The sequence below is a fragment of the Vogesella indigofera genome, from assembly GCF_028548395.1.
Taxonomy (GTDB): domain Bacteria; phylum Pseudomonadota; class Gammaproteobacteria; order Burkholderiales; family Chromobacteriaceae; genus Vogesella; species Vogesella indigofera_A.
Window position 1 is genome coordinate 1 of sequence record NZ_JAQQLA010000007.1, and the last position, 20,118, is coordinate 20,118.

Consider the following 20,118-nt stretch of genomic DNA (forward strand, 5'->3'; position numbering starts at 1 on the left):
GTGCAAGTATTTGGCTTGGCCAGACACTTACACCTATCGGTTATTCGTTTTGTTAAAGAGCAGTGCTGAACCGCGTTTCGTTTGCGGCGTCAGCTGAGGAGGCGAACTATAGCGAAGCCCGACACCCGCGTCAACACCCGCAAACACACTTTCCACCAAGAAATCGGCAAGCCATTGATTACAAAGCCAGCCGACCACCAAGAAAAATGAAAAAGGTTGGCCGCAACGATTCTTCGGCGTGACGCAGCACGCGGCAGGCGATTCTGCTAATCTTGCTTTTTTGTTTCAGCGCGTGCTTTCACCACGGTTTCAGAGCGATTCGACAATGACAACACTGAAGTTTGATGTCCTGATTATTGGTAGCGGCCTGGCCGGCATGACCCTGGCGCTGCATCTGGCCGAGCATTACGAGGTCGGCCTGATCACCAAGCGGGATTTGCTGGAGGGCAGTTCTTCTTATGCACAGGGCGGCATTGCCGCAGTGCTGGACACCGGCGACTCGGTCGCCAAGCATATAGATGACACGCTGATCGCCGGTGCCGGGCTATGTAATGAAGAAACCACCCGCTTCATCGTCGAGAACTCGAAGGATGCCATCGACTGGCTGGTGGATCTCGGTGTGCCGTTCACCCGGGATGCCAGTCACCAGACCGGTTTTCACCTGACCCGCGAGGGCGGCCATAGCCATCGCCGCATCATCCACGCCGCCGATGCCACCGGCGCGGCGGTAACGTCCACACTGGGCCAGAAGATCAAGGCTCATCCGCGCATCCGCGTGCTGGAAAACCATATTGCGGTCGACCTGATTACCGGCAAGAAGCTGGGGCGCACCGAGAACCGCTGCTATGGCGCCTATGCGCTAGACAAGGATCTGGACGAGGTGGTGACCATTGCGGCCAACCATACCATCCTCGCCTCCGGCGGCGCCGGCAAGGTCTACCTCTATACCACCAATCCGGATACCGCCACCGGCGACGGCATTGCCATGGGCTGGCGCGCCGGTTGCCGGGTCGGCAATATGGAATTCATCCAGTTCCACCCGACCTGCCTGTATCACCCGCACACCAAGTCGTTCCTGGTCTCGGAGGCGGTGCGCGGCGAAGGCGGCATCCTGCGCCTGCCGGACGGCACCCGCTTCATGCCGCAGCACGACGAGCGCGCCGAACTGGCACCGCGCGACGTGGTGGCGCGTGCCATCGACTTCGAAATGAAGAAGCACGGCCTCGACTGCGTCTATCTGGACATTTCCTACAAGCCGGCCAGCTTCATCCAGGAGCACTTCCCCAATATCTACGCGCACTGCCTGGAGCTGGGCATCGACATCACCCAGCAGCCGATTCCGGTGGTACCGGCGGCGCACTATACCTGCGGCGGCCTGGTCACCGATCTGGAAGGTCGCACCGATGTCGACGGCCTGTACGCGGTCGGCGAAGTCGCCTGCACCGGCCTGCATGGCGCCAACCGCCTGGCCAGCAACTCGCTGCTGGAATGCATGGTGATCGGCAAGGCGGCCGCGGCCAACATCGTGGCGTCGAAGACGGTGCCGCTGCCGGCGATCCCGGACTGGGACGACAGCCGCGTCACCGATCCGGATGAAGAGGTGGTGATCTCGCACAACTGGGACGAGCTGCGCCGCGCGATGTGGGACTACGTCGGCATCGTGCGTACCAACAAGCGGCTGGAGCGGGCGCTGCACCGCATCAACCTGCTGTCGGAAGAGATCAACGAGTACTACAGCCACTTCCACGTCACCAACGACCTGATCGAGCTGCGCAACCTGGTGCAGACCGCCGAGCTGATCGTGCGCTCTGCCCTGCTGCGCAAGGAGAGCCGCGGCTTGCACTTCAGCCGCGACTATCCGCAGACCGACGCCAGCTGCCACGATACCGTGCTGACGCCGGCAGGCTGAGGCACAAGGTTGGCCGCAGCCGTTGCGGCCAACCTTTGCCGGCGTCCGGCTACTGCGCGCCGTTATGGCCGGACAGCGGCAGGGTGAACCAGAACACGCAGCCGCCGGCCAGCGTATCGCTGACGCCGAATTCGCCATGGTGGAATTCGACGATGGAGCGGCAGATATTGAGGCCGATCCCCATCCCGTCCGGCTTGGTGGAATAGAACGGCGTAAACAGGTTGTCCTTCACCTCCTGCGCCAGCCCCGGCCCGCTGTCGCTGACCTCCACCCGCCAGAAGCGTTCGCCGGCCTCGGTGCGGATCGCCACCAGCGGCCGCCGCACGTCGGCCTCGCGCATCGCCTCCACTGCATTCTTGATCAGGTTGAGCAGCACCTGCTCGATCAGCACCGGGTCCATCTGTACCGTCACCGGCTTGCTCCCCGGCTCCCACAGCAGCTGGGCGCCGTACTTCTCCGCCAGCGGCAGAGCCAGCGCATGGGCGCGCGACACCGACAGATCAGGATCGGCATTCTCCAGCTGCGGCGCGTGCTTCTTGACGAAGGCGCGGATGCTGTTGACGATCTGCCCGGCCCGGCGCGCCTGCTGCACGATGGCCTGGATCGCCTCCTGCACGCCGTGCTGTTGCTGCACCGCCTCCGGCAGCCGCCGCGACACCCCGGCGGCGTAGGTGGAAATGGCGGTCAGCGGCTGGTTCAGCTCGTGCGCCAGGCTGGACGCCATCTCACCCATCGCGATCAGCCGCGAGGTGGTCTGGAAGCGCTCGTCCTGCGTGCGCGCCCGTTCGTCGCGCTGGCGCTGCTCGGTGACATCGACCAGCATCGCCAGCCACGCCTCTTCCTCGTTGACCCAGCTGATCTTGCGGTACTGCAGCTGGAACCAGTGCTCGTCGTGGTCCGGCGAAAACTCCAGCGACACGCGGTCTGCCGGTGCGGCGCCGGCCAGCCCCGGCAGCATCGGGCAATACAGCCCCGCCGGTTCGAACTGCGCCCACATCTCGGCAAAGGCCGGGTTGGCGTACAACAGCTGCGAGCTGGCGCCATCGGTCACGCACAGGCCAACATCGAGACCGTTGAGCACCGACAGGAAGCGCTGGTGCGAATAGTTGAGCGCCAGCCGCTTTTTCTTCAGTTCGGTGATGTCGTACAGCGACGCCACCCAGCCGGTGTGACGTCCGTCGTTGCCGCGCAGCGGCGTGGCATAGAAGCGCACCTCGAAACGCTCACCGTCGCGATGGCAGAACGGCAGCTCGAAGCCGTGCTCCGGCAATTCGCCGCCCAGCACCGCCTGCATTGCCGCCTGCAACAGCGCCCCCTCCTCCTGCGGCCAGAAGGAGTACGGCGGCGACTGGCCGACCAGCTCGGCCGCCTCCAGCCCAGTCAGCTCGCAAAAGGCACGGTTGACGTGCACGATCTGGCCGCGCAGATCCAGCGCCAGCAGCCCGCTTTTCATGCTGTTCTCGATCGCCTGGCGCAGGATCATCTCGTGCTGCAACGCCTTTTCCGCCTGCGCCCGCTCGCGCACGTGGCCACGGATGCGCCACAGCGAGTACAGCAGCGCCAGGGTCAGCAGGCCGATGAAGCTGGACAGCACCGGCAGCGCCAGCCCGACACCGGCGCGGTAGCTGACCGCGCGCAGGCTGAGGCCATAGCCGGGCGGATCGAAACTGATCTGGTGGAACAGCGTGTTCTGCGGCGGCGTCTGCTCGAACTTGCTGGCCAGCGCCTTGCCGTCCAGGTCCACCACACTGATGTGGTATTGCGAGGCGATCCACCACGGCACCTGGTGGTGCAGTAGCGCTGCCATGTCATAGACGATGCGCACCCCGCCCTGATAGCGGCCGTGCACCAGCACCGGTACCGCCAGATCGAAACGGTACTTGCCGTCCGCGGCACGGTACGGCGTGCCGAACACCGGCCGCTTCAGGCGCTCGGCGCGCCACAGGGCGTCGTAGCTGCCGCCTTCGAGTTGCTGGCCGCCATTGGCCATGCCACTGCCGTCGAGCAGCACGCGGCCGCGGCCGTCCACCCACTGCACCTCGGCGATCTCGCGGCTCTCGCGCCGCAGCAGGCTGGCGGCGGCGACAAAACGCTGCTGCCCGGCTTCGCCGCCCTGCAGGTCCGGCGTCATGCTCTCCACCGTCTGCTGGTGCCCTTCCAGATGCAGGCGCAGGCTCTGTTCCAGCCACAGCAGCTCCTGCACCAGGCTGTCGCGCTGTTCGTCGACCCAGTCGCGATAGACCACGGAGTAGAGACCAGCCAGTGCCGCCAGCAGTGCGGCCAAGGTCAGGGTCACCCCCAACCACAGCAGGCGGGGCGACGATTTCAACGGGGGAGTAGCTATCAATTGCATACGGGCAACCTTGGCAAACAGCATCAATCATTAGGGAAAACCCCAATGCGGAAGTCCCCAATGGTCAGCCCCCATTGCGGGAACTACTGTTGATGTGGCGGACAGTCCGTTTGTCTGACACGGACGATAACACGCACAACACAACAAATAACAGGAGAGTACCGAGATGAAACTGAAATATGCAGCCCTTGTAATCGGGGCCACTTTCGGCTTCGCTGGCGCAGCCCACGCCGCTGATTTCGTCATCAAATTCAGCCACGTCGTGGCGCAGGACACCCCGAAAGGCAAGGCCGCCGAATACTTCAAGAAGCTGGCCGAAACCCGTACCAAGGGCCGTGTACAGGTACAGGTATTCCCCAACAGCCAGCTGTACAAGGACAAGGAAGAACTGGAAGCGCTGCAGCTGGGCGCGGTACAGATGCTGGCACCAAGCCTGGCCAAGTTCGGCCCGCTGGGCGCCAAGGAATTCGAGGTCTTCGACCTGCCGTACATCTTCGACAGCTACGACGAGCTGCACAAGGTGACCCAGGGCCCGATCGGCATGCAGCTGCTGGCCAAGCTCGAAAACAAGGGCATCAAGGGCCTCGCCTACTGGGATAACGGCTTCAAGATCTTCTCCGCCAACAAGCCGCTGAAATCGCCGGCAGACTTCAAGGGCCTGAAGATGCGCATCCAGTCGTCCAAGGTACTGGAAGAAGAAATGCGCGCACTGGGCGCCATGCCGCAGGTGATGGCCTTCTCCGAGACCTACCAGGCGCTGCAGACCGGCGTAGTGGACGGCACCGAGAACCCGCCGTCCAACATGCTGACGCAGAAGATGCACGAAGTGCAGAAGCACGCCACAGTGAGCAACCACGGCTATCTCGGCTACGCCGTGATCGTCAACAAGAAGTTCTGGGACGGCCTGCCGGCCGACATCCGCACCACGCTTGATGGCGCGATGAAGGAAGCCACCGTCTACGCAAACAAGATTGCGCAACAGGAAAACGAAAGCGATCTGGCCAAGATCAAGGCCTCCGGCAAAACCCAGATCTACATCCCGACGGCAGCAGAACGCGCCGCCTTCAAGAAAGCCCTGACTCCGGTTCACTCCAAGATGGACGACCGCATCGGCGAAGGCCTGGTACAGCTGATCTACAAGCAGACCGGCTACACCCCGAACTGAACCGTACCTGACTGACAAAAGGTTGGCCGCATCCCGCAGCATGGCATGCGGCCAACCTTTGTCTTAACCGGAGTCACTATCATGAAATTCCTCGACCACCTCGAGGAGTGGCTGATCGCCACCCTGATGGCCGCCGCGACGCTGATCACCTTCTTCGCCGTCGTGCACCGTTACGGGAGCGGCATCGAGCTGCTTCAACCCCTGCTTGCCGATATCCACACCAGCTGGGCACAGGAACTGACCATCTACCTGTTCGTGTGGATGGCCAAGTTCGGTGCCGCCTACGGCGTACGTACCGGCATCCACGTCGGCGTCGACGTGTTGATCAACAAGCTGTCCGACCGCAACCGCGCCAAGTTCATCATCATCGGCCTGCTGGCCGGCGCACTGTTCACCGGCATCGTCGGCACCCTCGGCGCCACCTTTGTCTGGGAAATCGGCCATACCGAGCAGACCTCGGCCGACCTGGAAGTGCCGATGTGGCTGGTCTACCTCGCGGTACCGTGCGGCTCGTACCTAATGTGCTTCCGCTTCCTGCAGGTCATGGTCAACTTCCTCAAGACCGGTGAGCTGCCGAAACACGACCACAGCCATGTCGAAGGCATGGACGACGTCGCCGAAGACAGCAACTGGTTCGCGCTGGACGACAACCTGCACCCGCATGACGTAGCCAACAAAGGAGGCAAGCAATGAGCGCCCTCATCATTTTCGGCCTGCTGCTGGTGCTGATGCTGACCGGCATGCCAATCTCCATCTCGCTCGGCCTCACCGTGCTGACCTTCCTGTTCACCATGACCGACGTGCCGATCGAGGCGGTGGCGCTGAAGCTGTTCACCGGCATCGAGAAGTTCGAGATCATGGCCATTCCGTTCTTCATCCTCGCCGGCAACTTCCTCACCCACGGCGGGGTGGCGCGGCGGATGATCAAGTTCGCCTCGTCCATGGTCGGCCACTGGCATGGCGGCCTCGGCCTCGCCGGCGTGATGGCCTGCGCGCTGTTTGCCGCGGTATCGGGTTCCAGCCCGGCCACCGTGGTCGCCATCGGCTCCATCCTGCTGCCGGCAATGGTGAAACAGGGCTTTCCCAACAGCTTCGGCGCCGGTGTCATTACCACTTCCGGTGCACTGGGCATCCTGATCCCGCCGTCGATCGTGATGGTGATGTACTCGGTCGCCACCAACACCTCGGTTGGCCAGCTGTTCATGGCCGGCGTGATTCCGGGGCTGATGCTGGCCACCTTCCTCGGCCTCACCACCTGGTACCGGGCGCGCAAGTTCAACTACCCGCGCCTGCCTAAGGCCACCTTCAAGCAACGCGTCAAGGCGCTGCGCGAATCGATGTGGGGCCTGTTCTTGATCGTGGTGGTAATCGGCGGCATCTACACCGGCATCTTCACCCCGACCGAGGCAGCCGCGATGTCGGCGGTATACGCCTTCATCGTCGCCGTGTTCATCTACAAGGACCTGACGCTGAAGCAGGTGCCCAAGGTGCTGCTCGATTCGGCCAGCATGTCGGCGATGCTGCTGTACATCATCACCAACGCGGTACTGTTCTCGTTCCTGATGACCAGCGAAGGCATCCCGCAGGCGATGGCCGGCTGGCTGATCGACGCCGGTCTCGGCCCGATCGCCTTCCTGCTGGTGGTCAACATCCTGCTGCTGCTGGCCGGTAACGTGATGGAGCCGTCGTCCATCGTCTTGATCTTCGCGCCCATCCTGTTCCCGGTGGCGATGCAGCTGGGCATCGACCCGGTGCACTTCGGCATCCTGATCGTGGTGAACATGGAAGTCGGCATGTGCCACCCGCCGGTGGGGCTGAACCTGTACGTTGCCTCCGGCATCACCAAGATGGGCATCACCGAGCTGACGGTGGCGGTCTGGCCGTGGCTGCTGACCATGCTGGCTTTCCTTGGCCTGGTCACCTATGTGCCGATGATCTCGCTGTGGCTACCCAAGACCCTGGGCATGATGTAACAAGCACGTTGGCCGCAAAAACGCGATGGAACCTCCCCATCGCGTTTTTTGTCGGACACGGCATAGCCCGCAACTAAGGGTTGGCCCTATAATGTCAACCCTCTCCACACCCTCATGAAATAATAATCAGGAGCCAACAGAATGGACGAGCAACTGCGTCAAGCCGCACTCGATTTCCACCAGTTCCCACAGCCGGGCAAGATCCAGGTCGCCCCTACCAAGCCGCTGGCCACCCAGCGCGACCTGGCCCTTGCCTACTCGCCAGGTGTGGCAGCACCTTGCGACGCAATCGTGGAAGACCCGCTGAACGCCTACAAGTACACCGCTCGTGGCAACCTGGTCGCCGTGGTCACCAACGGCACCGCCGTGCTGGGTCTGGGCAATATCGGCCCGCTGGCCGGCAAGCCGGTGATGGAAGGTAAAGGCGTGCTGTTCAAGAAGTTCGCCGGCGTCGACGTGTTCGACATCGAGCTGAACGAGAACGACCCCGACAAACTGGTCGACATCATCTGTGCGATGGAGCCGACTTTCGGCGGCATCAACCTGGAAGACATCAAGGCGCCGGAGTGCTTCTACATCGAGAAGAAGTGCCGCGAGCGCATGAACATTCCGGTGTTCCACGATGACCAGCACGGCACCGCCATCGTCGCCGCCGCCGCGGTACTGAACTCGCTGCGCCTGGTGAACAAGGACATCGGCAACGTGCGCGTGGTGGCCTCCGGCGCCGGCGCCGCCGCCATCGCCTGCCTGGAGCTACTGGTCGCGCTGGGCGTGAAGCGCGAGAACATCACCGTCTGCGACTCCAAGGGTGTGATCTACCAGGACCGCGACGACAAGATGGACGAATCGAAGAAGCGCTTCGCCATCCCGGACAACGGTCAGCGCAAGCTGGCGGACGCCATGGTCGACGCCGACATCTTCATGGGTCTGTCCGGCCCGAAACTGGTGACCCAGGACATGGTGAAATCCATGGCCGCCAACCCGGTGATTCTGGCCATGGCCAACCCGGAACCGGAAATCCTGCCGCCACTGGTAAAAGAAGTCCGTCCGGATGCCATCATCGGTACCGGCCGTTCCGACTTCCCGAATCAGGTGAACAACGTGCTGTGCTTCCCGTTCATCTTCCGTGGTGCGCTGGACGTGGGCGCCACCACCATCAACGAAGAGATGAAGCTGGCCACCGTGCGCGCCATCGCCGATCTGGCCATGGCCGAGCAGAACGACGTGGTGGCCACCGCCTACGGTGACCAGGAACTGTCCTTCGGCCCGGAATACGTGATTCCGAAGCCGTTCGACCCTCGCCTGATCGTGAAGATCGCCCCGGCCGTCGCCCAGGCGGCGATGGATTCCGGCGTGGCCACCCGCCCGATCGCCGACATGGACGCCTATGTCGAGCAGCTGGCACAGTTCGTGTACAAGACCAACCTGTTCATGAAGCCGGTATTCACCCAGGCCAAGAAAGCCAAGGCCCGCGTGGTGATGGCCGAAGGTGAAGACGAGCGCGTGCTGCACGCCACCCAGGAAATCATCTCGCAAGGCCTGGCCTACCCGATCCTGATCGGCCGTCCGTCGGTGATCGAGAAGCGTATCGAGAAACTGGGTCTGAAGATGACCGCAGGTGTCGATTTCGACCTGGTCAACAACGAGTCCGATCCGCGCTTTGCCGAGTACTGGAAAGAGTACTACGAGCTGAGCAAGCGCAAGGGCGTGTCGCAGGAACAGGCGCGTCGCCGCGTGATCGGCAACACCACCCTGATCGGTGCGCTGATGGTACGTCGCGGTGAAGCGGATGCGATGATCTGCGGCACCTACGGCCCGTATCGCCAGCACTTCGACATCATCGAGAACGTGATCGGCTACGCCCGCCAGGACAAGGTCGCCGGTGCCATGAACGCGCTGATCCTGCCGACCGGCAACATCTTCATCGCCGACACCTACGTGAACCCGAATCCGGACGCCGAGCAGCTGGCAGCGATCACCGAGATGGCGGCACAGTCGGTACGCCGCTTCGGCATCAACCCGAAAGTGGCACTGCTGTCCAACTCCAGCTTCGGCACCTGGAACTCGGAAGGCGCCTGCAAAATGCGCGACGCGCTGGCTCTGGTGCAGGAAGCGCATCCGGAACTGGAAATCGACGGCGAAATGCAGGGCGATGCCGCGCTGATCGAAAGCATCCGCCAGCAGGCGATGCCGGACAGCACGCTGAAGGGCGCCGCCAACCTGCTGGTGATGCCGAACGTGGAAGCGGCCAACATCAGCTACAACCTGCTGCGCGTATCGGCATCCGACGGTGTGACCATCGGCCCGATCCTGATGGGCATGGCCAAGCCGGTGCACATCCTGACCCCGATCTCCTCGGTACGCCGCATTGTCAACATGGTGGCGCTGGCCGCGGTGGATGTACAAGCAAATGGCTAACCGCCGATAGTGGTTATACTGAACGGGTGAACGTCATGTTCACCCGTTTTTTTTATGTTGCGGCCAACCTTGTGGAGATTCCGATGAGCGCCGATTTCAACCCAGCCGATCCGTTCGCCCTGTTCCGCCAGATGATGCAAAGCGCGACCCCGCCGGGCGCCCAGCCGTTCCTGCCACCGATGAGCGAAGAGGAAATCGACCGCCGCATGGCCGAGCTGCGCGTGGTGGAAACCTGGCTCACCATGAACCTGGGCGCACTGTCGATGCAGATCCGCACCCTGGAAATGCAAAAGGCGGCCCTCGCCGCCCTGCGCCCGAAAGGCGAATAAAAAAACGTTGGCCGCAACAGCTTGCGGCCAACGTTTGCTTGATGGCGTGACCGGCTCAGCCCACCATCGCCGAGATGTCGAAACGGCAGGGGTTGAGCGGCGTTTCACCGTGCGGAATACGGCTGGCGCTGCGTTCGTACTGCTGCCACAGCTGCCGCCGCGCCTGGGTATCGAACATCCGCGCATGCAGCAGGTCGAGGAAGTGCAGCATGGTCTGCGCATCGACCTTGGCCTTGCCCAGCGTGTGCTCGCTCAGCACACAGGACATCGCGTAGCGCACCTGCGTCACTTCTGGCCCCAGCCTGGCCGGATCAGTCTGCCGCACTGCGCGCTGCCACGCCCGCGCCAGCTGGCTGCTGGCGGCAAACGCCGCCGCATTGCCGGCAAAGCGCGCCGCGATCAGCTCGCCGACGTCGTCACGCAGCAGGTCGCCATTGCGATCCGGCGGGAACACGGACTCCGCCACCGGCAGGCGCTCCTGCGACAGCAGCAACCACAGCACCAGTACGCCACCGCAGGCGGCGGCAACGGTGCTGACCAGCAATCGGCCTGCCATCTTCGTCTCCCGTTTCTGCTTGTCCTGTTACCGCTTGTTCCGTAGCCGGGCCGGCCGGCCCAGCCGCCCTGCCCACTCTATTACAGTAGCCCCAGCCCCTTGAGCATCACCAGCAGGATCAGCAGCGGAGTCACGTATTTCAGCAAACCGTACAGCAACTGCACCACGACACGGTTGTGCAGCACGCCTTCGTTCGACAGCGCCGGCCCCATCTTGTCCTTGCCCCACACCCAGGACACGAACAGGCAGATGAAGATGCCGCCTATCGGCAACAGGATGGACGACGACACGAAGTCGAACAAGTCGAAGAAGGTCATGCCAAACAGCTTGACGTCGGCCAGCACGCTGTTGGACAGCGCGCAGCTGGCACCGATCACGCCCAGCAGCAGCAGGTTGATCAGCGTCGCCCTGGCGCGGCTGATATTGAAACGGCCGACCATCACCGACACCGGCACTTCCAGCAGCGACAGCATGGCACCGGTAGCCGCCACCGCCGACAACACGAAGAACAGCACCATGAACAGGTGCCCCATCGGCATGCTGGCGAACACCGCCGGAATGGTGATGAACAGCAGCGACGGCCCGGCTTCCGGCTTGAAGCCGAAGGTGAACACCGCCGGGAACACCACGATACCGGCCAGCATCGACACGAACAGGTCGGCACTCATCACCCGCACCGTGGTGGCCGGAATGTTCTGGTCGTCACGGAAATAGCTGCCATAGGTCATCATGGTGCCCATGCCGATCGACAGCTTGAAGAACGCCAGCCCCATCGCGATCAGCGCCACTTCGGCGGTGATCTTGGAGAAATCGGGAGCGAACAGGAAGGCCAGCCCCTGCGCCGCACCCGGCAGCATCAGGCTGCGCACGCCCAGCACCAGCAACAGGATGAACAGCACCGGCATCAACCGCTTGGTGACCGCCTCGATGCCCTTGGCCACGCCCAGCAACAGGATGCCGCCGATGAACAGCAGCACGCCCCACTGCCACAGCAAAGACTGCAGCGGATCGGACACCAGCGCGCCGAACGCGGCCGAGGTCTGCGCCGGGTCCTTGCTCAGGATGTCGCCGCCGATGGCCTTGAACACATAGGCGAACACCCAGCCCGCCACTTCGGAATAGAACGACAGGATCAGGAACGCCGCCAGCACGCCGGAGGCGCCGATCAGCCACCAGTATTGCCCGGCCGGCGCCAGCACCCGCAAGGTGGTGACCGCGTCGGCCTTGGCTTTGCGGCCGAGCATGATCTCGGCAATCATCACCGGCAGGCCGACCAGCAGCGTGGCCAGCAGGTACACCAGCAGGAAACCGGCGCCGCCATTGGCACCGGTGACATAAGGAAACTTCCAGATATTGCCCAGCCCGACCGCGGAACCGAGCGTGGCCGCCAGCACGCCGAAGCTGCTGGTAAAGGCATCCCGCGCCTGACCCGCGGGTGTCGCGGGTTGCGTAGTTTGTTTCATGGTTTGTCCCACCTTGAAATGACAACAAGCCCGCCGCCGTGGATAACAGCGCGGGCATCACTCTCCACCGCAATGGAGGGTCGGGATTTTGAAGGGGGAACGAAAGACAGTAAAGAAGATTCTTAGAGCGTGTTCATGATCCGCACGCTCACGCGAGACAAGGCGAAAACGGCTGAGGAAACGGCGTTTCTCCAGAGATGAACAAGCATGCCGAAGCCGCTTTCAACGGCCTATCACCCCGCCGGGATCAAGTCGCAGCAGATCGTGAACAGGCTCTTACAGCCCAGCCGGGCGCACAAGGCGCCCAGTCAGCCGCAACAGCCAGTCGCGGCACAGCGCCAGCTGGCTGAGTTCGACAAACTCGTCGGGACGGTGTGCCTGCTCGATCGAACCGGGGCCGCACACCACCGCGGCAATGCCGGCCTCGGCAAAGCGGCCGGCCTCGGTGGTATAGGCCACCGCCTCGCCACGGCAACCGTGGCACAGCGCGTCGACATGCTGGCGCACGCTGCTGTCGGCATCCGATTCGAACGGCGGACAGTTGACCAACGGCTCAAAGCTGATCGCCGCCTCCGGCGCCACCTGCTGCATCTCCGCGCTCAGCAGCGCCGCGTATTCGCGCACCGAATCGACGAAGCGCTGGTGATTGTCACCCGGCAGCCAGCGGCACTCGAACACGAACTCGCAATCCTTGGGCACGATGTTGGCCGCGGTGCCGCCGTTGATGACGCCGGTCTGCAAGGTGGTGAACGGCACGTCATACAACGCCTGCCGCATGCCGAAACTCTGCTCGGCATCGGCCAGCTTGCGGATGTGCACGATCAGCTTGGCGGCATACTCGATGGCGTTGACACCCTTGGGCGTCAGCGAGGAATGCGCGGCGCGGCCGAGCACGCGGCAACGGTAATGGGCTATGCCCTTGTGGGCGATCACCGGCCGCATCATGGTCGGCTCGCCGATGATGCAGCCCTCGATCGGTAGCTGTCGCTGCTGCAGGTCGGCAATCAGGCGCCCGACCCCCAGGCAGCCGACTTCCTCATCGTAAGACAATGCGATACCGATGGCGCGCTGCAGCTGGCCGGCTGCGGCCAACCTTGTCCACTCCTCGACCAGGGACAGCACACAGGCAATGAAGCCCTTCATGTCACAGCTGCCGCGGCCATAGAGGCGGCCATCACGCTCGCTCATGGCAAAGGGGTCGCTCTGCCAGCTCTGGCCGTCGACCGGCACCACGTCGGTGTGCCCGGACAACACCACGATCGGCAGCGCCGGATCCCCGATTACCGCGAACAGGTTGGCCTTGTCGCCGGCATCGGAAAAGGTCAGCGTGCAGCCAACGCCAAACTGCGCCAGGTAGCCCTGCACCCACCGGATCAGGGCCAGATTGGACTCACGACTGGTGCTGTCAAAGGAAATCAGCTGGGCGAGGATGGCTTGCATGGCGCGATCAGAGGTAGTTGAACAGGGACAGGCTCTTCACCTGGGAAAAGGTTTTCTGCGTCACTTCCAGCGCCGTCCTGGCCATCTCGAAGTCGGACACCGCCTTGGCCAGATCCAGGTCTTCCAGATTGCTGATCTGCGACGCGTATTGCACGCTCAGGGCGTCACCCATCTCGATCAGCGAATCGGTCTCCTGCATGCGCGAACCGAGCGAAGCCCGACTGGCCAGCACCTGCGACAGGCCGTCATCCAGTCCCTGGATGACCGTCGCAATATTGGTGGCGTAGTTGGGATCAACCGAGCCGGCTGTCAGTGCCTCGTCGAACACCGACAGCGACTGCCACAGCTCGTTACCAGCCGCGGTCGGCCCTGCCGGAGCGGGTCCGGCCGGAGTTGAGGTACGACCGAACACTACCGAACCGGGCTCGGTGACCGCGATCTCGCGGCTGGACGAGATCGCCATGTACTGGCGCTGGTCATTGCCCTGGTAGTTGATATTCAGCTGCGGCGGGGTCGCCTGCACCGCCATGGTAAACGGCGGCTTGCTCTTGTCGGTGCCGCCGAAGATATAGTTGGAGGCACCATCGGTGGTGTTGGCGAGCGAAACCAGCTCTTTCACTTTCTCGCGCATCTCGTTCTGGATCGACTGCCGGTCCTCATTGGTCAGCACGGTGTTGCCCGCCTGCACCGCCAGGGTCTTGATCGAGATGATGGTATTGGAGACGTTGCCGAGAATGGTATCGGTAATCGCCAGCTGCGAGGCCGCCGCCTTGGCATTGCTGGATTGCTGCGTGTTCATCGACTTGGACTGGTTGATGTCGACCAGCGTGGCCGCCGCCACCGGGTCATCCGATGCCCGGTTGATGCGTTTCAGGGTCGACAGCTGCTCGTTGAGGCGGTTGAGCTGGGAACCCTTGCTTTGCAGGTTATAGGTGCCCATGATGTACTGGGTATTGCTGCTGACTCTCATTGCCTTATCCTCTGAAAACTATCAACGCAGGTCCAGCAGCGACTGGAAAATTTCCTGCGCCACCTGGATGACCTTGCTCGATGCCTGGTAGGCCTGCTGATAGCGTATAAGATTCGCCGCTTCCTCGTCGAGATTGACGCCGGAGAACGATTCCCTCTTCAATTTTACTTCCTGCAACGCCGCTTCCTGCGCCGTCAGGCTGACCTGCACCACGTTGGTACGGCTACCGACATAGCTGACGGTCTGGCCATAAAACGACTGCAGGCTGCCGGTACGCGCGGCGCCGACGGCGGGCAGGAAGGTCGAGGTGGAATTGGGCGTCGCCGCCATCAGTGGCCGCGTCTGCAAGCGAGCCATTTCCAGCAGGTTGGCGTTATCCAGCTGCGCCGACTCGCCTGGGGCGCCGGTGCGCGGAGTCACCGGGATGGTCTGGTTGGTTGCCGCCTGGCCCTCGAACTTGAAGGCGATATGCTGGCCACTGGCGAGGGTAAATTCGTAGACCCCGGCCTGGCTTGCCGACTGCGTCACCGGCACGATGGTGCCGCCAAAGTCCGCCTCGAACGGCGGGGTGTTGCCCGGAATATAGTTCAATGCCAGCGCCGGTGCTGCCGGCAGGGTCGGGTTGGCCGCCGGCGACAGATTGGATACCTGCCAGATCGCCGAAATGGACGGCTTGCCGCCCGGCACCTCGGTCGGGTCGACCGGCGTGGTGGCACCGGCCTGGATGCCGGAGGCGACCGCCAGCTGCGATGGCTCCTGCACCGCCACGGCAAAGCGGCGCAAGGCATCGCGCATCGCCTTGGCTTCACCGGCCGGCGTGGTCGCGTTCTCCGCCGTGGTGCGGAAGGCGGTCAAGTCGGCAAACATCGGCGTACTGGCCGGCAGGCCGTTGAGGTCGACACCCAGCGCCTGCTGCCGGTTCATCGCATCGGAAAACTCGACAGCCATGCGGCCGAGGTCGGCCTGCACGCGGGCAACATCGTAATTCAGCGTGGTCATGGCGCCGGCGATGCTGCCGCCGGCGATCAGCTGCGAATTGAGCACCACCGTGTTGTTGGTGCCCGGCAGCTTGATGCCCAGTGACGGCGCTTCCGGATCCTCCGGCTGCGCCGGTGCGCCACGCATCATGGTCATTTCGTAACTGGTCTCGCCTATCACCAGCGGATGACCCTGGCCGATGTAGACGCTGTACATGCCATCGGATTGCTCGACCACGTCGGTCTTGATCAGCTTGTTCAGGTCGCGCACCAGCGTATCGCGCTGGTCCAGCAGGTCGTTGGGCGCACGGCCCTCGCCCTGGTTCAGGGAAATGATCTGTTCGTTGAGGGCGGCAATCTGCCTGGCGTAGGAGTTGACCCCCTCCACCGAGGTATTGATCTGGTTGATCAGGCCGTTACGCACCTCTTCCATACGGGTGTTCATCGACTGGAAACGGCCGGACAGCGACTCGGCCTGGCTGATCACCGACTGCCGCGCGGCGATGGAGGTCGGCTGCTGGCTGAGGGTTTGCAGGCTGGCGTAGAAACCCTGCATCAGGTTGGAAAGGCCGGCATTGCCATCGGTAATCAGGTTGTCGATATCGGACAGGGCGGTGGCCTGGGTCTGGAAGCCGCTACTGGACGCGGTGACATTCTGCAGCTGCTCGTCCATGAAGCCGTCGTACAGCCGCGATACCGCGTACAGGTCGACACCACGGCCGGTGTAGCCGTAACCGACAAACTGCGGCGTCGCCGCACTCTGGGAAAGACGCTGGCGGTTGTAGCCATCGGTATTGACGTTGCTGATGTTGTGGCTGGTCACGTCCAATGCCGCGCGTGCCGCATTGAGACCACTGATACCGATACTGAAAATACCACTCATGATTCACTCTCCCGTTGTTCTTTATCGGCAGCTAGGCGGCTGAACTTTAGCGTGCCAGCAGGGACTGGGCGACGCCGGCCAGTTTGCGCGCATACGCCGGATCGGTGGCGTAGCCGCCCTGCTGCAGCGCCACGGCAAAGCCCTGCGCGTTATCGCCCTGGTTCAGCGCGCGCTGGTAGCGGCTGCTGCCTTCCAGCAACTTGGCGTAATCGTCGAAGGCCGCTTGCAGGCTCGGATAGGAACGGAACGATTCCACCTGCTTGCGTGCCTTGCCGTCGACGTATTCGGTGGTCAGCGTCGCCACCGATTCACCGCGCCACGCGCCGCCGGCCTTGATGCCGAACAGGTTGTAGCTCTCGCGGCCATCCGGATGACGGATGCTGCGGCTGCCCCAGCCGCTTTCCAGCGCGGCGTGACCGACCAGCAACTCCGGCGCCACGCCGAGGCGCTCGGCCGCCTGGCCGGCATGCGGCAACAGAGTGCTGACAAATGCCTGCCGCTCGCTCGGAATCGCCACCGGTGCCGGTGCCGGTGCCGCCGTGGCGGTGCCGGCAGCTTCCGTGTACTGGCGGATGGCTTTCGCCGTCGCGGCGGGCAGCGCCGGCAAGGGCAGCATGCCGCTGCTGGCGGCCGGCGTCGCGGTCTTGTCTATCCGCGCTACACCCTCGATCTGGCGGGCCAGCATCTCAGCCAGCCCGGTACCGCCGCCCTGCACCATCGCGTTGACCATCTGCTGGTCGAGCATGCCGCGGTAGGTGCCCAGCTCCGAGGAATCCTCTTCGCCGTCAAAACCGTTGCTGCGCATCGACGCCATCATCTGGTTCAGCAGGATGGCCTCGAACTGGCTGGCGACCTGCCGGATCGCTTCCTTCGGATTGCTGCGCGCAAGGGAAGACAAACGTTCGGTCGCATTGGGATCGATCGCTAACTGATTGCTGGCATCGCGGGAAACTTGCATGGCGGGAACGCTAAACAGACACAGACGCCGGATTTACAGCAAGAATCAGGCCAGCAAAAAAGGCGATGCCCGTCGGGACATCGCCTTGCCAGTGGCTTGCGGCCAACCTTGCCGCTCAGATGATCTGCAATTCCGCCTTCAGCGAGCCGGAGGCCTTCATCGCCTGCAGGATGGAGATCAGGTCCTGCGGTGTGGCGCCGACCGAATTCAGGGCGCCCACCACCTCCGACAGCGAGGCACCGCCGGGAATGTTGACCACCTTGCTGCCGTCGGCGCTGACACTGACGTCGGCCTTGCGGGTGACGGCGGTCTGGCCGCCGCTCAGCGGTGGCGGCTGGCTCACTGTCGAGGTGCTGTTGACCGTCACCGACAGGTTGCCGTGGGCAATCGCGCAAGGGTCGATGCGCACCGCCTTGTTCATCACGATGGAGCCGGTGCGGGCATTGATGATCACCACGGGGGAAACTTCTGCCGCCTCGACGGCAATATTTTCCAGCCGCGACAGAAACTGGATCCGTGCATTGCTGTCCTGCGGCGCCCGCACCTCGATCTGGCGGCCATCCAGCGCACGCGCCGTCTGCCCACCCAGCTCGCGATTGATCGCCTGCACCACGCGGTTGGCGGTGGTGAAATCCGACTCCAGCAGCTGCAGCGCCACCATATCGCCCATGCCCAGCGAGGCCGGCAACTCGCGCTCGACCGTCGCCCCCGCCGGAATGCGACCAACGCTGAGGTGGTTGATCTGCGTCTTGCTGCCCCCGGCAGCGGCGCCGGCACCGCCGACTACCACATTACCCTGTGCCAGCGCGTAGATCTGGCCATCGATGCCTTTCAGCGGCGACAGCAGCAAGGTGCCGCCGCGCAGGCTCTTGGCGTCGCCGATCGACGACACCGTGATGTCCAGCGCCTGACCGCGCCGCGCGAACGGCGGCAGGGTCGCGGTCAGACTCACCGCGGCCACATTCTTCGGGTCGATCTTCATCCCCTGCGGGATCTGCACCCCGAGCTGGTTCAGCATATTACCCAGCGACTGGCCGGTGAACGGCGAGGCACTGGCCTTGTCGCCACTGCCGTCGAGGCCGACCACCAGGCCGTAACCGATCAGCGGGTTGGAGCGCACCCCGGCCACGCTGGCCAGTTCCTTGATCTTCTGGGCGGCAAACAGCGGGCTGGCCACCAGCGCCAGACAGACCACCACAACAAAACGCGACATCGCTTATCCCTTAAAACGGCAGCAGTGACAGGAAGATTTTCTGCAGCCAGCCGGTGTCATTATAAGCGCGGCTACGACCCTGGTTGATCTGCTCGATGCGGGCATCCGCCATCCGCGTCGATTCGACGTTGTTGCCCTGCTTGATGTCGCGTGGATTGATCACCCCGGACAGGCGGATAAACTCGTGCTCGCCGTTGATCTTCATCTGCTTCTCGCCGCTGACCAGCAGATTGCCGTTCGGGTAGACGTCGATCACGGTCACGGTGATGGAGGCATTGAAGGAGCTGCTGTTGGTATTGCTGCTGGAACCGCTCTCGCTGGCGCTGCCACTGCCGTTCAGGCTGGCACCGCCCAGTTTCTTCTCAATGGCGCCGGGGAAGAACGGCAGCGACACGCCGGCATTGATGCCGCCGTTGATCGATGAGTCGCGTTCGCCCTCGGTCTCTTCCTTGCTGCTGGAGCGGTTGTTCTCGCGGATGGTGACGGTGAGGATGTCGCCGACACGCACCGGCACCTTGTCCTCGAACAGCGGCTGGTAGCTGGCGGCCTGGAAGATGGAGCCGTCGGCCGGCAGCTGCGCCGGCTGCGGCTGCGGCCGCACCGCCATCGGCTGATGCGTGATCGGTGCCGTCTGTACCGCGCAGGCGGCCAGCAGCAGCGCCGAGCACAGCGGCAACACGAGATTCAGCAGGCGCTTCATGGGCTACTCCTTAGACTTTAGAGCTGGGTCAGCTTCTGCAGCATTTCGTCGGCGGTCTTGATCGCGCGCGAGTTGATCTCGTAGGCGCGCTGCGCGGTGATCATGTTGATCAGTTCTTCGGTCACGTTGACGTTGGAACCCTCGACATAGCCCTGCGAAATGGTGCCGCGGCCATCGAGGCCGGGCTGGCCTTCGATCGGGTCGCCGGACGCGCCGGTCGCCAGATACAGGTTGCCGCCGATGCTTTCCAGCCCTTGCGGGTTGATGAAGGTGGCGGTGTTGATCTGGAACGAGCCGGTGGCGGTCGTCGCCCCGGCATCGAAATACTCCAGCAGGCCTTCCGGCGACAGTGTGATCTTGGTGGCGGTCGCCGGAATGGTGATCGCCGGATCCAGTGCGAGGCCGGCGGCATTGACCACCAGGCCCTCATTGTTGCGCTTGAACTCGCCGTTGCGGGTGTAGGCGATGGTGCCGTCGGTCTGCTGGATGCGGAAGAAACCGTCGCCGGCGATCGCCATGTCCAGCGACTGCTCGGTGCGGATCATCTCGCCCTGGGTGTGCACCCGCGCGGTGGCCACCGGTGCGGCACCGGTGCCGGCGTGCAGGCCGGTCGGCAGCACGTTGCCGTTCGACAGCTGGGCGCCGGGCTGGCGCAAGGTCTGGTAGTACAGGTCTTCAAAAATGGCGTTGGAGCGCTTGAAGCCCTTGGTATTCACGTTGGCGAGGTTGTTGGACACCACGTCCAGCTTGAACTGGCTGGCATCCATACCGGTCTTGGCCACATACAAGGCACGAATCATGTTGTTATCCT

At 63.3% G+C, this 20,118-nt stretch carries 16 protein-coding genes; 6 read left to right on the forward strand and 10 right to left on the reverse strand.

Annotated features, from left to right (window positions below):
- Positions 1–325 precede the first annotated feature (325 nt).
- Positions 326–1,909, forward strand: a complete 1,584-nt coding sequence (gene nadB / locus PQU89_RS12165; protein ID WP_272766081.1) for an L-aspartate oxidase — start codon at positions 326–328, stop codon at positions 1,907–1,909.
- A 49-nt stretch (positions 1,910–1,958) separates the two neighbouring features.
- Here nadB and PQU89_RS12170 read toward each other — a convergent pair whose 3' ends face one another.
- A complete protein-coding gene (locus PQU89_RS12170) occupies positions 1,959–4,262 on the reverse strand; it encodes a PAS domain-containing sensor histidine kinase (protein WP_272766082.1) in 2,304 nt (767 codons plus the stop codon).
- 166 nt (positions 4,263–4,428) lie between these two features.
- On the opposite strand from PQU89_RS12170, the gene PQU89_RS12175 reads away from it, so the two are divergent.
- The 5 genes from PQU89_RS12175 (at position 4,429) to PQU89_RS12195 (ending at position 10,147) form a co-directional block, all read left to right on the forward strand.
- Positions 4,429–5,427 carry a TRAP transporter substrate-binding protein gene (locus PQU89_RS12175; RefSeq protein WP_272766084.1) on the forward strand — a complete coding sequence of 333 codons (999 nt, stop codon included), beginning with the start codon at positions 4,429–4,431 and terminating at the stop codon, positions 5,425–5,427.
- 81 nt (positions 5,428–5,508) lie between these two features.
- Positions 5,509–6,120, forward strand: a complete 612-nt coding sequence (locus PQU89_RS12180; RefSeq protein ID WP_272766085.1) for a TRAP transporter small permease — start codon at positions 5,509–5,511, stop codon at positions 6,118–6,120.
- Complete coding sequence (locus PQU89_RS12185; protein ID WP_272766086.1) at positions 6,117–7,400, forward strand: TRAP transporter large permease; 1,284 nt, start codon at positions 6,117–6,119, stop codon at positions 7,398–7,400. The genes PQU89_RS12180 and PQU89_RS12185 overlap by 4 nt, the downstream gene beginning before the upstream one ends.
- Before the next feature lie 141 nt (positions 7,401–7,541).
- Complete coding sequence (locus PQU89_RS12190; protein WP_272766087.1) at positions 7,542–9,818, forward strand: NADP-dependent malic enzyme; 2,277 nt, start codon at positions 7,542–7,544, stop codon at positions 9,816–9,818.
- A 35-nt stretch (positions 9,819–9,853) separates the two neighbouring features.
- Positions 9,854–10,147, forward strand: coding sequence for a PhaM family polyhydroxyalkanoate granule multifunctional regulatory protein (locus tag PQU89_RS12195; RefSeq protein ID WP_373322816.1), 294 nt, complete (start codon positions 9,854–9,856; stop codon positions 10,145–10,147).
- 55 nt (positions 10,148–10,202) lie between these two features.
- Here the strand turns inward: PQU89_RS12195 and PQU89_RS12200 are convergent, their stop codons facing one another.
- The 9 genes from PQU89_RS12200 to flgG all read right to left on the reverse strand — a co-directional run bounded on the left by PQU89_RS12200 (position 10,203) and on the right by flgG (position 20,107).
- A complete protein-coding gene (locus tag PQU89_RS12200) occupies positions 10,203–10,703 on the reverse strand; it encodes a hypothetical protein (RefSeq protein ID WP_272766088.1) in 501 nt (166 codons plus the stop codon).
- A gap of 80 nt (positions 10,704–10,783) precedes the next feature.
- A complete protein-coding gene (locus PQU89_RS12205; RefSeq protein WP_272766089.1) occupies positions 10,784–12,166 on the reverse strand; it encodes a sodium-dependent transporter in 1,383 nt (460 codons plus the stop codon).
- Positions 12,167–12,442: 276 nt separating this feature from the next.
- Entirely contained in the window at positions 12,443–13,606 is a 1,164-nt protein-coding gene (gene argE, locus PQU89_RS12210) for an acetylornithine deacetylase (protein ID WP_272766090.1), read from the reverse strand.
- A gap of 7 nt (positions 13,607–13,613) precedes the next feature.
- A complete protein-coding gene (gene flgL / locus PQU89_RS12215; protein ID WP_272766091.1) occupies positions 13,614–14,576 on the reverse strand; it encodes a flagellar hook-associated protein FlgL in 963 nt (320 codons plus the stop codon).
- 21 nt (positions 14,577–14,597) lie between these two features.
- Positions 14,598–16,436: a flagellar hook-associated protein FlgK gene (gene flgK, locus PQU89_RS12220; protein ID WP_272766092.1), complete on the reverse strand. Its 1,839-nt coding sequence runs from the start codon at positions 16,434–16,436 to the stop codon at positions 14,598–14,600.
- A 46-nt stretch (positions 16,437–16,482) separates the two neighbouring features.
- Entirely contained in the window at positions 16,483–17,394 is a 912-nt protein-coding gene (gene flgJ / locus PQU89_RS12225; protein WP_272766093.1) for a flagellar assembly peptidoglycan hydrolase FlgJ, read from the reverse strand.
- A gap of 115 nt (positions 17,395–17,509) precedes the next feature.
- On the reverse strand, positions 17,510–18,607 hold the full coding sequence (locus PQU89_RS12230; RefSeq protein ID WP_272766094.1) for a flagellar basal body P-ring protein FlgI: 1,098 nt from the start codon (positions 18,605–18,607) through the stop codon (positions 17,510–17,512).
- 10 nt (positions 18,608–18,617) lie between these two features.
- Positions 18,618–19,307, reverse strand: coding sequence for a flagellar basal body L-ring protein FlgH (locus PQU89_RS12235; RefSeq protein WP_047967014.1), 690 nt, complete (start codon positions 19,305–19,307; stop codon positions 18,618–18,620).
- Between the two features lie 17 nt (positions 19,308–19,324).
- Positions 19,325–20,107, reverse strand: coding sequence for a flagellar basal-body rod protein FlgG (gene flgG, locus PQU89_RS12240; protein ID WP_047967015.1), 783 nt, complete (start codon positions 20,105–20,107; stop codon positions 19,325–19,327).
- Positions 20,108–20,118: the final 11 nt, after the last annotated feature.